Raw genomic sequence first — 14,425 nt, 5'->3', positions numbered from 1 at the left:
ATTTATCTATTTCAGGCTACCTGAAACTACCGTTTCAATACTTCTAATTCGGCAATATCTTCCGCTTCCGCCTGCCGCGCCATGTGCGCCAAACGGTTTTGCCTGAACAGTCCGTATTGTTCGCCGGCAAACGCTTCCATTTGTTTGTGGCTGCGCGTGCCTTTGCCTTCCAATACGGCGAAGCCGTTGTCGGCGATGATACTGTCTATGCGGCTTTGCCAAAACGAAAGCGTCAGGTCTTGCCGGTTTTTGGCGCGCAGTTCCGCACTTTCCAGGAAGATGACGGTCAGGCGGTTGAGTGTGTCGATTTCGTTGGCGGTCAGGTAGTTTTTGGCGATGACGATGTCGGCTTTGCGCACGCGTTCGCCGCTCCATGATGTCAGCCCCATATTGGGGGCGTTGCCGTCGGCGCGGTTGCAGACGAGTTCGGCGGCGGTTTGCTGAGTTACGGCGTAAATCAGTTTGTTTTGCGCTTGGGCGAAAAACATCTGCGTGGCTTTGTCGGTGGAGTCGTAGTCGGTAGAGAGTTTGAACAGTTCGCGCACTTTTTGATAAAACCGCATTTCGCTGGCGCGGATGTCGCGGATTCTTTCCAGCAGTTCGTCAAAGTAATCCACGCGTCCGTTGGGATTTTTCAGGCGTTTGTCGTCCAGCATGAAGCCTTTTTCCAAATAGCCCGTCAAAACCTCGTTAGCCCAACGGCGGAACTGCACGCCGCGTTTGCTGCGTACACGGAAGCCGACGGACAGAATCATTTCCAAAGCGTAATGTTTGACTTGGTATTGCTTGCCGTCTGCAGCAGTTATTAAGAAATTCTTAATAACTGAATCCGCATCCAATTCTTTGTCTTCAAATATATTTTTGATATGCGTTGCAATGTTTGGTACGGAGGTGCCAAAAAGTTCGGCAAGTTGGCTTTGATTGAGCCAAACGGTGTGTTCCTGCACCAGCAGGTTTACGCGGGTGCGGCCGTCTTCGGTTTGGTAAATCAGGATTTCGGACATGGGTTTTCCTTGTTTACAGGGCGGGCAGGCTACCTGAAAATCGGATTATGCCATATCCACCAATCAGTTTTAGCCTTGCAGAAAGTCAGTATCCTTATGGTAACTTTAGTTTTCAGGTAGCCCTCCTACCTAAACTCAGGCTACCTGAAAGCCGCCGTGCGCAAACTTTGCTAAAATGCCGCCAACTTTTTCTATGGAAACCGCTATGCAACAGCAGCCAGAAGACCGGCAGGAATGGGTGAGCAAAACCCGCCGCAAAAAAGAAATGCACGATTTGCAGGATTTGGGCATGCAGCTTGCCCGCCTTTCCGGTGATACCTTGAAGAAAATCGAATTGCCCGAGGAATTGCGGGAAGCCATTACTATGTATAAGAAAATCAATAGCAATGGCGCGCTCAAGCGGCAAACGCAATACATCGGCCGCCTGATGCGCGATCTCGATCCGGAGCCGATCCGCGAGTTTCTCGATAAACTGCAGGGCAGTCATGCCGCCTACAACGCTTTCTTGCAGCGTGTGGAGCAGGTGCGCGAAACCCTGTTGGAAAACGATGATGTGCTCACTGCCTTTCTGCGCGATTACCCCGCGGCCGAAGCCGGCCAGTTGCGCACGTTGATCCGCAACACGCGCAAGGAGCGCGAACAGGCCAAGCCGCCCAAACACTTCCGCGCGCTCTACCGCTACCTGAAAGAAGCGATGGAGGCGGATAACCCCGCCGCAGATATGCCGGAGGAGGAAGACGAACAGAGCGGGGAGCAGGAATAAGCGGTTTAGCCCTGGCCAGCAAGACAAAGGCTACCTGAAAAATGGTTTTCAGGTAGCTTTTATTTTGTTTGCGCTGGCTGGTGTTAGGCTTGATGGTTATAGTGGATGAAAGTCAAAATAGGGCAACAGAGGGAGGGCTCATCTTGATTGTGGCTTAACCTTGCCGTTTCAGCAAACGCGCTATAATGCCGCGTTTTCTAGTTTTACCCCGCAGTGGAGCAGCACCATGAATTCATCCAGCCAACGCCCAGCCGATTCCTCCCATGCCGACGGCCAAACGCCGCAGCGGCGCGCGTGGGCGGGCTACACCGACCGCCGTGCCGTGGCCATGCTATTGCTCGGTTTTGCGGCGGGGATTCCGATTTTGCTGATTTTCTCCAGCCTCTCGCTGTGGCTCACCGAAGCAGGCGTCGACCGCGCCACGGTTACCATGTTCAGCTGGGCGGCATTGGGCTATTCCTTCAAATTTATCTGGGCGCCGTTGATCGATGCGTTGCCGCTGCCGTGGCTCACACGCCGTTTCGGGCAGCGGCGCGGCTGGCTGCTGCTGGCGCAGGGGCTGATTATCGCCGCGATTTTGGCGATGGCTGCGCTCAATCCGGCCAATGCGGCGGTGTTGCCGTGGATGGCGGCAGCGGCGGTGTTGCTCGGCTTTTCTTCGGCCACACAGGACGTGGTGATCGATGCCTACCGCATCGAAAGCGCGCCGGGCGATGCGGCGATGCAGTCGGTGATGTCGGCCACTTATGCGGCGGGTTACCGCGTGGGCATGATTGTGGCCGGGGCGGGCGCGTTGTGGCTGGCCAGCGGCTTCGGCTCGGAAAAGGAGCATTATCTGTATGCCGCCTGGCGCAACACTTATTGGCTGATGGCGGCCACCATGGGTGCCGGTGTGCTCACCACGCTGTGGGTGGCCGAGCCTGCTGTCAAGCGCGAGCGGCCGGCCGGCTTGGCGCTGGGAGACAATGCGCGGCTGGTGGGTTTGTTTGTGTGCGCGGTGGCGGCTTTTGTGCTGGTGTTCCGAGTGGTTGGCGGGTGGCTACCTGAAAACCAAGGGCCGCTGCTTTCCCTGTTGTGGGAGGGCGCGCGGCTTTCGGCAGCACTGATGGCGGCGGTGCTGACGGGGCGGCTGTTGGTGTTGCTGGGGCTGGTGCGCGGCGAAGTGGTGCGGCAAACCTGGGTGTTGCCGCTGGCCGACTTTTTCCAGCGCTACGGTCGCCATGCCGCGCTGCTGTTGGCCTTAATCGGGCTATACCGTATTTCGGATATTGTGGCCGGGGTGATTGCCAATGTGTTTTATGCCGATATGGGCTTCAGCAAAGATGAAATTGCCGGCGCAGTGAAAACCTTCGGTGTGCTGATGTCGATTGCCGGCGGCTTCTTCGGCGGCCTCTTGGCGCAGCGGTTTGCCGTGATGAAAATGATGATGCTCGGCGCAGTGCTGGCTTCGGCCACCAATTTGCTGTTTATCTTGCTGTTTTGGCAGGGGCATAATCTGCCCTTCCTCTATTTGGCCGTGGCCTTCGATAATCTGGCGGGCGGTTTGGCCAGCGCCGTGTTTGTGGCCTTCCTCTCCTCGCTCACCAGTATTCGATTTACCGCCGTTCAATACGCCCTGTTCAGCTCGCTGATGACGCTCCTGCCCAAAACGCTGGGCGGCTACTCCGGCAGTATCGTGAACCAAATTGGCTACGATGGATTCTTCCTCTTCACCGCACTCTTGGGCCTGCCGGTGCTCGGCCTGGTGTGGCTGGTGGGACGCAAGCTGCCGCTGCGGAGGTGAGGTTTCAGGTAGCTTCAAGCAGGGATGAAAGGCTACCTGAAAACAGAAATTCCAACGAAATTAATCTTAACTGATTAAAAATAATTATATAAAACAAACCACAATATTCCACCGTAAACACACCGTCCACCTTTTGGTGTAGACTGCACGCCACCCAGCGTTATTTTTAGGAGTCAAACCATTATGCTGAAAAATATTCTCACCGCCGCCGTATTGTCTGCCTTGCTCGGTGCCTGTGCCGCTACCGGCAGCGGCGATGCCTTCCCCGCCCGTGCCGACCAGCTTTCCGCCCGCACTGAGCAGGCTGCCGCCGCCCTGCGCCAACGCGAAGCGCAAGAAAATATCATTGCCTACTACGATGCTGACGGCGACGCTGCCGACCGTCCGATGAAAGGCGGCTATTACCGCGTGCTGCTCGGCCGCACAGCCGACGGCAAAGCCGTGGTGCAGGATTTCTACCAAGACAGCCACACCAAGCAGATTAACCCCGTTATCATCAGCAAAGACAGCGAGCTGAAAAACTCCAGCTCCGAAGTGATTGAAGGCTTGGTGGTGTGGTACACCCCCGAAGGCCGCCTCACTAATTTTGCCGAAATCCATGACGGCAAATCGCAACGTGCCGGCATGTATGCTGAAAATGGCCAGCTGGTGTTGAGCATTGCGGGTGAGCCGGATGTTAAAGATACACCCTTCGAAATAAAAGGCTTCTACGAAAACGGCAAACCGATGTTCGAGCTAATTGATAACCACACCGACAACGGTTTGGTGCGCACCTACTACTACACCAACGGCAACAAGCTGATGCAGAGCGTGGGCAAAGAGAATGCGGTTAAAACCGAATTCTGGAAAGAAGACGGCAGCAGCGCTACGGCAGACGAGGTGCAGACTCAGCTGCGCGAGAGCCTCCAGCGCGTGAATTATCTGATGAGCAAACACCTGCGCTAAAGCTGGTATAAACCATCAAAGGCTACCTGAAGGTTTTCAGGTAGCCTTTTGCTATGGCGGTGTGGGTAGCATCCTGTATGGAAAAATAATGAGTTTGGCTATAGAATTGCATCAATCTGCCAATCGCGCAGATACTCACCAATTCCAATAGGGAAATCTATGAATAAACACTTCGCCACTGTGGCTGCGGCCCTGTTGCTGGCCGCCTGTAATCCCAATCAAAATAATAGCCAAAACAACGCAGCATTTGCACTGCCGGCTGCTTCCAACACTGCCGAAGGCCAGCAGGCGCCTGCTATGGCCTTGCCTGCCGATGCAACAGAACTTGAAGCGGCGGCTGCCAAAGCCGTGGAAGGTTATCAGCCTGCTGCTGAGAAGCAGGTGATTTATTTCGACAAAGATTCCAAACCCACCGATAAACCCAGCGTCGGCGGCTATTACCGTGAAGTGTTGGGCACCATGCCCGACGGCCGCCTAGTGGTGCAGGATTTCTACCAAGACAGCGGTAAACCGCAGATTCTGCCCGCCATCATCTCCAAAGACGGCGATCCGAAAAACTTCTCCACCGATGTGAACGATAGCTTGGTGGTGTGGAAAGAGGAGGACGGCACGGTATTTGCCGCCGGCAAATTTACCCAAGGCAAACTTGACGGCTGGTACGGTATGTACCGCAACGGCCGCCAGGTTCTCCAAGTTCGTGATAGTGGGTCTGAGTCGGATGACGAAGTGGTGTTCTTCTATAACGATGGCAAACCGATGGTGTGGGGGCGTTCCGCTGCAGACAAGCAACGTCTCATCTTAAACCACTATTATCCAGGCGGCGGCATCATGCTTCACTCCATTGTCAACATCAACGGGACAGAGCAACCCGTTCTCTCCGCTTGGGACAAACAAGGCAAACCCACCTCCGTGGACGCCATCAAAGAAGATTGGGAACCTATTCGATCTTCCTTGGTTGAGCTGCAAGAATATATGGAGCAGCTCAAAACTGTGATAGGCGACGGACAGTCTGCTTCCGAGCCTAAGTAACGCAATGACCTTACAGCCGCTTAACGCAGAGTGATGCCAACGCTTTCCTATGCTAAGCGGCTGATTCTTTCTCCACCCCGCTTTTCACACAAAAGGAGCTTCAATATGTCTCAATTCGACGTAGTGGTAATCGGTGCCGGCCCCGGCGGTTATGTTGCCGCCATCCGCGCCGCACAGCTGGGTTTCAAAACCGCCTGTATCGATGCCGGCGTGAATAAGGCCGGCGACGCCCCTGCTTTGGGCGGCACCTGCCTGAACGTGGGCTGCATCCCTTCCAAAGCTCTGTTGCAATCGTCCGAGCATTTCCATGCTGCGCAGCATGACTTTGCCGAACACGGCATCACTGTGGGCAATGTGCAGTTTGACGCCGCCAAGATGATCGAGCGCAAAGACGCCATCGTCACCAAGCTCACGGGCGGGATTAAGTTCCTGTTTCAGAAAAATAAAGTAACCAGCCTGTTCGGCACGGCCTCCTTCGTGGGTAAAAACGGCGATTTCTGGCAGCTGGAAGTGGACGATAAAGGCGCAAAAACCACGGTTGAAGGTAAGCACATCATCGTGGCCACCGGCTCCACCCCGCGCGCGCTGCCCTTGGTGGACATCGACAACGTAAACGTGTTGGATAACGAAGGCGCGTTGAATCTGACCCAAGTGCCGGCCAAGCTCGGCGTTATCGGCGCAGGCGTCATCGGTTTGGAAATGGGCTCGGTGTGGAAACGCGTGGGCGCGGAAGTTACCATTTTGGAAGCCTCCTCCGTGTTCCTTGGCGCCGCCGACCAGCAGATTGCCAAAGAAGCGTTCAAATACTTCACCCGCGAGCAAGGCTTGAACATCCAGCTGGGCGTGAAACTGAACAAAATCACCAGCGGCAGCAAAGTGGTGGTGGAATACAACAACGCCAAAGGCGAAGCGCAAACTGCCGAGTTCGATAAGCTCATCGTGGCCATCGGCCGCGTGCCCAACACCCACGGCCTGAATGCCGAAGCGGTCGGCCTGCAGAAAGACGAGCGCGGTTTTATCGTGGTGGACGGCGAATGCCGCACCAACCTGCCCAACGTATGGGCCATCGGCGACGTGGTGCGCGGCCCGATGCTGGCGCACAAAGCCAGCGACGAAGGCGTGGCCGTGGCCGAACGCATCGCCGGGCAGAAACCGCACCTCGATTTCAACACCATCCCGTGGGTCATCTACACCGACCCGGAAATCGCCTGGGTGGGCAAAACCGAAGAGCAGCTCAAAGCCGAAGGCGTGGACTACAAAAAAGGCACGTCCGGCTTTGCCGCCAACGGTCGCGCCCTGGGCTTGGGCAAGGCCAAAGGCACGGTGAAAATCCTGGCCGATGCCAAAACCGACCGCATCTTGGGCGTGCACATGATCGGCCCGATGGTGAGCGAGCTGATTAGCGAAGGCGTGGTGGGCATGGAATTCTGCGCCAGCAGCGAAGACATCGCCCGCATCGTCCACGCCCACCCGACCCTGTCGGAAGTGGTGCACGAAGCCGCCCTGGCCGCCGACAAGCGCGCCCTGCACGGCTAATCCCGCTGCCGCCTGCCTTGTGCGAAATGGCGCACAGGGCAGGCAGGATGTGATGAAGGCTACCTGAAATGGTTTGCAGATTTCAGGTAGCCTTTTGTGTGCCTGCCGATTATGGAGCGGGCTTGGTTAGGGCTACCTGAAATGCCGGAGAGGCGGGTTTGATGATGTGGGAATTAACGGTGTTGTGCCGCTCGGTCTGCTTTTTTCCCATCCGTTATATATCCGCCCTGTCGCCATAGCTAAGGCTACCTGAAAATAGGGCGAACGTATTTCCGGCTTCGTTGATGCTTTGCTTTCAGGTAGCCTGCAACGTTGCCGACGGCAGCTGATTTCGTGGGGCAGGGTTGATAATCGGCCCGCCCAAGCTGCTGATGTCGTGCTAAAATCCGCCCGTTACCAGATAGGGATAACGGCCATTCCGTTGGCCGGGCGATTTTCAGGTAGCCTCTCCTCGGCTTGAGGCTACCTGAAAATTTTCATATCCATCCGGCCGCTCTTGCCATCCATTCAGAATACGAAAGCCCATGATCCGACACCGCCTCCTCCCAATCTCTGCCGCCCTCCTGCTCGCCGCCTGTACCGGCCTTGGCACGCAAATGTCTGCCGAAAGCTGGCGCGACGATGCCGCCACGCCCGAATTCGAAGCCTCCGGCCGCATGGGCGTGAAGGAAAACGAACGCGGCAGCTATGCCAATTTCGATTGGCTGCGCACAGCCGCCGTGCAGCTGTTTGAAGTGAAAACCCCGCTGGGCAACAGTGTGGGCCGGTTGTGCCAAGACGGCGGCGGGGTGCAGGCGGTGGCGTCCGACGGCCAGGTTTTCCGCGCCGCCACCACTGCCGAACTCAGCCGCCAGCTGCTCGGCTACGACCTGCCCGTGGCCTATATCGACCGCTGGGCCAACGGCCTGCGCGTGCCCGGCGAGCCCTACAGCGTGCTGCCCGACGGCCGCCTGCAGCAAATGGGCTGGAAAATCCAACGCAATTTGGGCGAAGACGGCCAAGTGCGCATGCTGCTGCTGGAACGCACCGGCCTGAGCCTGCGCCTGGTGTTCGACCGCTTCGGCCAGCCCGAGCGCCGCCCCGGTAGCTGCGCCGCCGATGCCGAGCAGGCCGTATGATGCAGCCGCACCCCGCCGCCCTTGCTTTTCCCGCCCCGGCCAAGCTCAATCTCGATCTGCGCATCATCGGCCGCCGTGCCGATGGCTACCATCTGCTCGAAAGCATCTTCTGCCTGATTGATCTATGCGACACAATATGGCTGCTGCCACGCGAAGACGGGCAAATCATCCTGCACAACCCCGCCGGCGGCATCCCGCCCGAACAAGATTTGAGCCATCGCGCCGCCCGCCTGTTGCAACAGTTTTCAGGTAGCCCCAACGGCGTGGAAATCTGGCTGGACAAACATATTCCCAGCGGCGGCGGGCTGGGCGGTGGCAGCTCGGATGCCGCTACCGTGCTGCTTGCCCTCAATCATTTGTGGTACACTGCCGTGCCGCCCGAAACGCTGCGGGCGCTCGGCCTGAAGCTGGGTGCGGACGTGCCGTTTTTCCTGTTCGGCCAAAGCGCTTTTGTGCAAGGCATCGGCGAAATCCTGAGCCCGCTGGCCGTGCCGGAACAATGGTATGTGGTGGTGCGCCCCGATGCGCATGTGGCTACGCCGAAAATCTTCGCCCACCCCGATATCACCCGCAACAGCCCGCCCTGTGCCCAGCCCGGTTTCGCACAACTGCAACCTTTCCGCAACGATATGCAGGCCGTGGTGCTGGCCGAATACCCGCCCGTGGCCGCCGCATTCCGCCTGCTGCAAGATTACGGCACGCCGCAGTTAACCGGTTCCGGCACCTGCCTGTTTATCGCCTGCGCCACGCAAGACGAAACCGAGTATATCTATAGTAGGCTACCTGAAAATCTGGCTGCCTGGTGCGTGCGCGGTTTGGATAGGCATCCCTTGCAAGGCATCCTGAAAATATAGTGGATTAAAAAAAAGAATGCTACGGCGTTGGCCCGCCTTGCCATACTACTTGTGCTGTCTGCGGCTCGCCGCTTTGTCTCAATTTTATCCACTATGACAAAAACATCAGGCACGCTTGACAATATACCGAAAAAAACGCATAATTCGTCCCTTTCTTGAGTCGCCTGCCGCAATAGCAGGATTGTACTGGGGATTCGCCAAGTTGGTTAAGGCATCGGATTCTGAATCCGACATACGTAGGTTCGAATCCTACATCCCCAGCCAGATTCGTAAACAATACATTTGGGGATTCGCCAAGCTGGTTAAGGCACCGGATTTTGATTCCGGCATGCGTAGGTTCGAATCCTACATCCCCAGCCACCTTACAAAAGCATGTACGCGTACATGCTTTTATTTTTATTGTATGCACCATACACCAAAAGGCTACCTGAAAACGAGCGTAGCGAGTTTCGCCAAAACAAAATCGGTTCGAAAACCGGAGTGGTAAGAATTTTCTTGCCGTGGAAACCCGTTTATTCGGTTTTGATTGCTCAATTAAGGGCGAAAGCAAACCATGCTCAGGCATTCGTTGCCCGCCCCCGATATCAAGCAGGTACAAATGGTGGATATTCCGCACAAACAGCACTTTGGTTTTGCCTGCGCTCGGCGTATAATCTACCATTTGCAAGCCAGTCAAACCCAAGCGCGAGGGAGCGGCAATGTTTCCCACAGTCGGCGGCGAGACCGCAAACAACACAGGTAATGAAGAAATGGCATACGAAAGTTTAATGGTATTCGCCGGCAACGCTAGCGCCGGCTTGGCTGAAAATGTGGTGAAACACCTCGGTATTTCATTGGGGAGTGCTTCCGTTGGCAAGTTTTCCGATGGCGAGGTCGCCGTGGAACTCTTGGAAAACGTGCGTGGCCGCGATGTGTTTATTTTGCAGTCCACCTGCGCACCCACCAACGATAATCTGATGGAGCTGCTCACCATGGCCGACGCGCTCAAGCGCGCTTCCGCTGGTCGTATTACCGCTGCCATACCCTATTTCGGCTATGCCCGCCAAGACCGCCGCCCGCGTTCCGTGCGCGTGCCGATTTCCGCCAAGCTGGTGGCCAATATGCTCGCCACTGCCGGCATCGATCGTGTACTGACTGTGGATTTGCATGCCGACCAAATCCAAGGTTTTTTCGATATCCCGGTGGACAACATCTATGCCACCCCGATTTTGGTGCACGATATCCTTCAACAACGCATTGAAAACCTTACCGTAGTCAGCCCCGACATCGGCGGCGTGGTGCGTGCTCGTGCCGTGGCCAAGGTGCTGAACACCGATTTGGCGATTATCGACAAACGCCGCCCCAAAGCCAACGTGGCCGAAGTGATGAACATCATCGGTGATGTTCAAGGCCGCACCTGTCTGATTGTGGATGACATGATCGACACTGCCAACACTCTGTGTAAAGCTGCTTCGGCTCTAAAAGAGCGCGGTGCAGAACGCGTATTGGCCTATGCCACCCACCCCGTGTTCTCCGGCGAAGCCGTGAGCCGCATCGCATCGTCTGATATTGACCAAGTGGTGATTACCGACACCATCGCCCTGTCTGATGCCGCCCGCAACTGCGACCGTATCCGCCAAGTTACGATTGCCGGTTTGCTGGCCGAAACCATGCGCCGCATCAGCAACGAAGAATCTGTCTCATACCTCTTCAACGAGGATGTGGCATCCCCGGGAGCATTGTTCCTCCCGTAATCCCCGCCGTCAGGGTTGGTCGCAGCCCGGCAGACGGCTTTTTTAACTTAAATGGAGTTTTACCATGTCTTTCAAAATTGAAGCCCAAGTGCGCGAAGAGCAAGGTACTGGTGCGAGCCGCCGCCTGCGCCGAGAAGGCCGTGTGCCTGCCGTAGTTTACGGCGCCGGCTCTGACGCCACTGCTGTTTCCGTTGACCACAAAACCGTATTCTTTGCCCTGCAGAAAGAAGAGTTCCACACCGCCATCATCAAACTGGCGCTAAACGGCAAAGAGCACGACGTGATTGTGCGCGACTTCCAGATGCACCCCGTTCGCCGCGAAGTGCGCCACATCGACTTCCAAATCGTAGAAGCCGGCAAACCGATCAAAATCCGCCTGCCACTGCACGTGGTTAATGCCGAGAAATCTCAGGCTGTTAAACTGCAAAACAGCCGCGTGGCTCTGCTGAGCACCAGCGTGGAAGTGCTGCTGGATCCGAAACACATCCCGTCCGAACTGGTTTTGGATTGCGAAAAAGTTGTGGCTGGTGACGTATTGCACCTGTCCGACATCCAATATCCGGAAGGCGTGGAAAGCACCTCCCTGCGCCGTGGCGCCAACTTGGCCGTAGCCACTGTAACCGCCGCAGGCAAATAAGCCATAGCTTTGATAACAAACCCCGCTGCAAAGCGGGGTTTTGTTTGGCCGGTGTTGCGGTGTAAAGGCTACCTGAAAAGTTATAGCTGGCAGTTTCGGGCAGCCTCTTCGTATTTAAAGGCTACCTGAAAAAGCTTCACCGTCTTCTTCAGCCCGCAGCCCTGCTGCGTTTGGTGTTAAAATCCTGCCCAAACCAAATTACGGAAAAACCATGAACCACACTCTTGAAGTCAGCCCCATCAGCCGCCCCGTGCTTGTTCCGCCGGGAGGGCAAAACAAAGTCTTGCTCCATTCCTGCTGCGCCCCGTGCAGCGGCGAAGTGATGGAAGCCCTGCTTGCTTCCGGCATCGACTACACCATCTATTTCTACAACCCCAATATTCATCCGCTCAAAGAATACCTGTTGCGCAAAGAAGAAAACATGCATTTTGCCGACAAATTCGGCATTCCTTTCATCGACAAAGACGACGACTACGAAAACGACCGTAAAGAATGGTTTGAGAAAGCCAGGGGCATGGAATTCGAGCCCGAGCGCGGAGTCCGTTGTACCATGTGTTTCGATATGCGCTTTGAAAAAGCCGCCCAATATGCCTATGAAAACGACTTTCCTGTGTTCACCAGCAGTCTCGGCATTTCCCGCTGGAAAAATATGAGCCAAATCAATAATTGCGGCCACAGTGCCGCCAGAAAACATCCTGGTTTGGTGTATTGGGACTATAATTGGCGCAAAGGTGGTGGCAGCTCGCGCATGATAGAAATTAGTAAGCGCGAGCACTTCTACCAGCAGGAATATTGCGGCTGTGCCTACTCACTGCGTGATTCTAACGCCCACCGTAAATCGCAAGGGCGGCCGCCGATTAGAATCGGGGTGAAGTATTATGGTGATGAAGAGGATGCAGGTTGAATGCTGCTGATTACATGGAAAAGCTACCTGGAATTTTCAGGTAGCCTTTTTATTGCAGCTTTAATTGCAGCGAGCGGGTACGAAACAAGCTGCTACATAGCTTGCAGCGAGCAAAACCGATATAGGCGTAGACTACCTGAAAATTGGGAGGGGCTGCCCAAATCGATGTTTGCGTAGCAACACTGCGCTACAGTTTTCCAACAGAGTAGGGCGGATCGCTATACCGCTACATGAGGCTATCTGAAAATCCCGGCGCACATTTTTCAGGTAGCTTCCACTTCTATTAAGAAAGAGAAAATCGCTGAAAGGCACTGTATTCGGCGTTTGTAAAGCACTTTGGGTTGCTGATTAGGAAAATAAATGTTGGGAAATGCAAATTTATGCTTGCACGCAGGCGCAGTGCATACTAATATGTGCCACACCAAGTCCCCCTTTGTGCAGGAAAAGCGGATGCGGCTTTCATTTGGATACCGTCCGTATTCTTCTGCCAAAGGAGGAATTATTTTTTGTTACAACAGCGCCGCTTGGCCGGAAGCAGGCTTGCCATGGTTGGATGAGGCGCAACGCAGCATTTTTCAGGTAGTCTGTACGCAGGCATAGAAAAACAGACCATTAGCAAGGAATCCTTTATGACTACGCCAACCAATGAACGCTTTACCACTCCCGTCACCGAAGGCGGCTCATCCAAAGGTGATTTTTTCGGCCATCCACGTCAATTGGGTACCATGTTCCATATTGAGCTGTGGGAACGTTTCTCTTTTTACGGCATGCAGGCCATCCTGCTGATTTACCTCTACTACGCCACTAAAGACGGCGGCCTGGGCATCGATAAAAATCTGGCCGGCGGTGTGGTAGGCGCATACAGCGGCAGTATCTATTTGGCCACCATTCTGAGCGGCTGGTTGGCCGACCGCGTATTGGGAGCGGAAAAAACCCTGTTTTGGTCGGGCGTGGTGGTAATGCTCGGCCATATTGCCCTGGCTGTGCTGCCGGGTTTGGGTGGGCTGATTGTTGGCCTGGTGCTGATTGCCTTGGGAAGCGGTGGGGTGAAGTCTTCTGCCGGCGCCATGGTGGGATCGCTATATGAAGATCCGTCGCGGCGGCACCTGCGCGATGCGGGATTCTCAATTTTTTACACTGCCATCAACATCGGCGGCTTTATCGGCCCGTTGCTCACCGGTTGGCTGCAGTTGAAATACGGCTTCCACTACGGTTTCGGCGCGGCAGCCATAGGCATGGCTTTCGGCCTGTGGCAATACTGGCGCGGCCGTAGCCAATTGCCGCCCTCTCCGCCTGCCAATCCGTTGCCGCCCGAGCGGCGCAAACTGGCTGTATCCATTGCGGTAATCGCTTCGATGGTGCTAGGTGGCAGTATTGCGGGTAAGCTGTTGCATCTGGAAAATTTTTCACGTGTACTCTTGATCGTGGTAATTATTACCAGCCTTACTTATTTCGTGCGCATGTTTACCAGTGAGCAGGTTTCTTATGCGGAAAAACGCCATATTCTGGCCTATGTACCGATGTTTGCGGTAATGTGCCTGTTTTGGGCGGTGTGGTTTCAGATTTACACTGTGGTAACCATTTACTTTGACGAAACGTCTAACCGCGTGTTGTGGGGCTTCGAAATCCCCGTGGCTTGGCTGGCCGCTTTACAGAGTCTGTGGGTTATCGTATTTGCCGGCCTGATGGCTGCGCTGTGGACCAAAATGGGCACCCGCCAACCGAAAACACCCATGAAATTTACCTTGTCGATGGTGATTCTGGGTGCATCCTACCTGTGCTTCATTCCTTTCCTTTCCTCCGGTCAGGTTATGCCGCTGGTGGTAATGGCGCTACTGATTCTCACGATTACCATTGCTGAGCTGCTGCTCTCGCCGATTTCTTTGTCGTTTGCCACCAAAATTGCGCCCGAAGTATTCAAAACACAGATGGTATCGTTCAATTTCCTTACCATTTCGTTGGGTTTCACACTGGGTGGGGTACTGTTCGACCAGTTGTATAATGCTACCAAGGTAATTGAATTCTACCAACTGTTGGGCATCCTCGGCATCAGTGCAGGCGTGGTGTTGCTGGTGATGCTGCCTATGTTGAACCGTCTGTTGAGCGACATAGACTAAAT

General features: G+C 55.2%; 12 protein-coding genes and 2 tRNA genes. 13 read left to right on the top strand and 1 reads right to left on the bottom strand.

Features of this window, described 5'->3' with window-relative positions; all coding sequences use genetic code 11:
• Positions 1-26: 26 nt before the first annotated feature.
• Positions 27-1,004 (bottom strand): virulence RhuM family protein, encoded by a 978-nt coding sequence (locus tag EZJ17_RS08630; RefSeq protein ID WP_067440226.1) that lies wholly within the window; start codon positions 1,002-1,004, stop codon positions 27-29.
• A gap of 205 nt (positions 1,005-1,209) precedes the next feature.
• Between EZJ17_RS08630 and yjgA the strand changes: the two genes are divergently transcribed.
• The 13 genes from yjgA (at position 1,210) to EZJ17_RS08565 (ending at position 14,423) form a co-directional block, all read left to right on the top strand.
• Positions 1,210-1,767 carry a ribosome biogenesis factor YjgA gene (gene yjgA, locus EZJ17_RS08625; protein WP_167508180.1) on the top strand — a complete coding sequence of 186 codons (558 nt, stop codon included), beginning with the start codon at positions 1,210-1,212 and terminating at the stop codon, positions 1,765-1,767.
• Positions 1,768-2,095: 328 nt separating this feature from the next.
• Positions 2,096-3,550, top strand: a complete 1,455-nt coding sequence (locus tag EZJ17_RS08620) for an AmpG family muropeptide MFS transporter (RefSeq protein ID WP_151086580.1) — start codon at positions 2,096-2,098, stop codon at positions 3,548-3,550.
• Between the two features lie 183 nt (positions 3,551-3,733).
• Positions 3,734-4,495, top strand: a complete 762-nt coding sequence (locus EZJ17_RS08615) for a toxin-antitoxin system YwqK family antitoxin (protein WP_067440232.1) — start codon at positions 3,734-3,736, stop codon at positions 4,493-4,495.
• Between the two features lie 159 nt (positions 4,496-4,654).
• Positions 4,655-5,524: a hypothetical protein gene (locus tag EZJ17_RS08610; protein WP_067440235.1), complete on the top strand. Its 870-nt coding sequence runs from the start codon at positions 4,655-4,657 to the stop codon at positions 5,522-5,524.
• Positions 5,525-5,629: 105 nt separating this feature from the next.
• Positions 5,630-7,060, top strand: a complete 1,431-nt coding sequence (lpdA, locus tag EZJ17_RS08605; protein WP_067440238.1) for a dihydrolipoyl dehydrogenase — start codon at positions 5,630-5,632, stop codon at positions 7,058-7,060.
• A 524-nt stretch (positions 7,061-7,584) separates the two neighbouring features.
• Positions 7,585-8,178 carry an outer membrane lipoprotein LolB gene (locus EZJ17_RS08600; protein WP_067440241.1) on the top strand — a complete coding sequence of 198 codons (594 nt, stop codon included), beginning with the start codon at positions 7,585-7,587 and terminating at the stop codon, positions 8,176-8,178.
• On the top strand, positions 8,175-9,032 hold the full coding sequence (gene ispE / locus EZJ17_RS08595) for a 4-(cytidine 5'-diphospho)-2-C-methyl-D-erythritol kinase (protein ID WP_067440244.1): 858 nt from the start codon (positions 8,175-8,177) through the stop codon (positions 9,030-9,032). The genes EZJ17_RS08600 and ispE overlap by 4 nt, the downstream gene beginning before the upstream one ends.
• A gap of 187 nt (positions 9,033-9,219) precedes the next feature.
• Positions 9,220-9,296, top strand: a tRNA-Gln gene (locus EZJ17_RS08590).
• A 19-nt stretch (positions 9,297-9,315) separates the two neighbouring features.
• Positions 9,316-9,392 (top strand) — tRNA-Gln (locus EZJ17_RS08585).
• A gap of 389 nt (positions 9,393-9,781) precedes the next feature.
• Positions 9,782-10,765 carry a ribose-phosphate pyrophosphokinase gene (locus EZJ17_RS08580; protein ID WP_151086576.1) on the top strand — a complete coding sequence of 328 codons (984 nt, stop codon included), beginning with the start codon at positions 9,782-9,784 and terminating at the stop codon, positions 10,763-10,765.
• A gap of 64 nt (positions 10,766-10,829) precedes the next feature.
• On the top strand, positions 10,830-11,402 hold the full coding sequence (locus EZJ17_RS08575; RefSeq protein ID WP_003824618.1) for a 50S ribosomal protein L25/general stress protein Ctc: 573 nt from the start codon (positions 10,830-10,832) through the stop codon (positions 11,400-11,402).
• Between the two features lie 211 nt (positions 11,403-11,613).
• A complete protein-coding gene (locus EZJ17_RS08570; protein WP_067440253.1) occupies positions 11,614-12,306 on the top strand; it encodes an epoxyqueuosine reductase QueH in 693 nt (230 codons plus the stop codon).
• Between the two features lie 629 nt (positions 12,307-12,935).
• The gene (locus EZJ17_RS08565) at positions 12,936-14,423 is read left to right on the top strand and encodes a peptide MFS transporter (RefSeq protein WP_067444462.1); all 1,488 of its coding nucleotides are present in this window, start codon (positions 12,936-12,938) and stop codon (positions 14,421-14,423) included.
• The last annotated feature ends 2 nt before the right edge of the window (positions 14,424-14,425 follow it).

The organism is Eikenella exigua (assembly GCF_008805035.1).
Taxonomy (GTDB): Bacteria; Pseudomonadota; Gammaproteobacteria; order Burkholderiales; family Neisseriaceae; genus Eikenella; species Eikenella exigua.
Note: the sequence above shows the minus strand (reverse complement) of the source record. Positions and strands in the feature narration are given on the sequence as shown.

Excerpts from the sequence above, each read along its gene's own strand:
- EZJ17_RS08630 (WP_067440226.1), bottom strand. The coding sequence starts at position 1,004 with ATGTCCGAAATCCTGATTTACCAAACCGAAGACGGCCGCACCCGCGTA.
- yjgA (WP_167508180.1), top strand. The coding sequence starts at position 1,210 with ATGCAACAGCAGCCAGAAGACCGGCAGGAATGGGTGAGCAAAACCCGC.
- EZJ17_RS08620 (WP_151086580.1), top strand. The coding sequence starts at position 2,096 with ATGCTATTGCTCGGTTTTGCGGCGGGGATTCCGATTTTGCTGATTTTC.
- EZJ17_RS08615 (WP_067440232.1), top strand. The coding sequence starts at position 3,734 with ATGCTGAAAAATATTCTCACCGCCGCCGTATTGTCTGCCTTGCTCGGT.
- EZJ17_RS08610 (WP_067440235.1), top strand. The coding sequence starts at position 4,655 with ATGAATAAACACTTCGCCACTGTGGCTGCGGCCCTGTTGCTGGCCGCC.
- lpdA (WP_067440238.1), top strand. The coding sequence starts at position 5,630 with ATGTCTCAATTCGACGTAGTGGTAATCGGTGCCGGCCCCGGCGGTTAT.
- EZJ17_RS08600 (WP_067440241.1), top strand. The coding sequence starts at position 7,585 with ATGATCCGACACCGCCTCCTCCCAATCTCTGCCGCCCTCCTGCTCGCC.
- ispE (WP_067440244.1), top strand. The coding sequence starts at position 8,175 with ATGATGCAGCCGCACCCCGCCGCCCTTGCTTTTCCCGCCCCGGCCAAG.
- EZJ17_RS08580 (WP_151086576.1), top strand. The coding sequence starts at position 9,782 with ATGGCATACGAAAGTTTAATGGTATTCGCCGGCAACGCTAGCGCCGGC.
- EZJ17_RS08575 (WP_003824618.1), top strand. The coding sequence starts at position 10,830 with ATGTCTTTCAAAATTGAAGCCCAAGTGCGCGAAGAGCAAGGTACTGGT.
- EZJ17_RS08570 (WP_067440253.1), top strand. The coding sequence starts at position 11,614 with ATGAACCACACTCTTGAAGTCAGCCCCATCAGCCGCCCCGTGCTTGTT.
- EZJ17_RS08565 (WP_067444462.1), top strand. The coding sequence starts at position 12,936 with ATGACTACGCCAACCAATGAACGCTTTACCACTCCCGTCACCGAAGGC.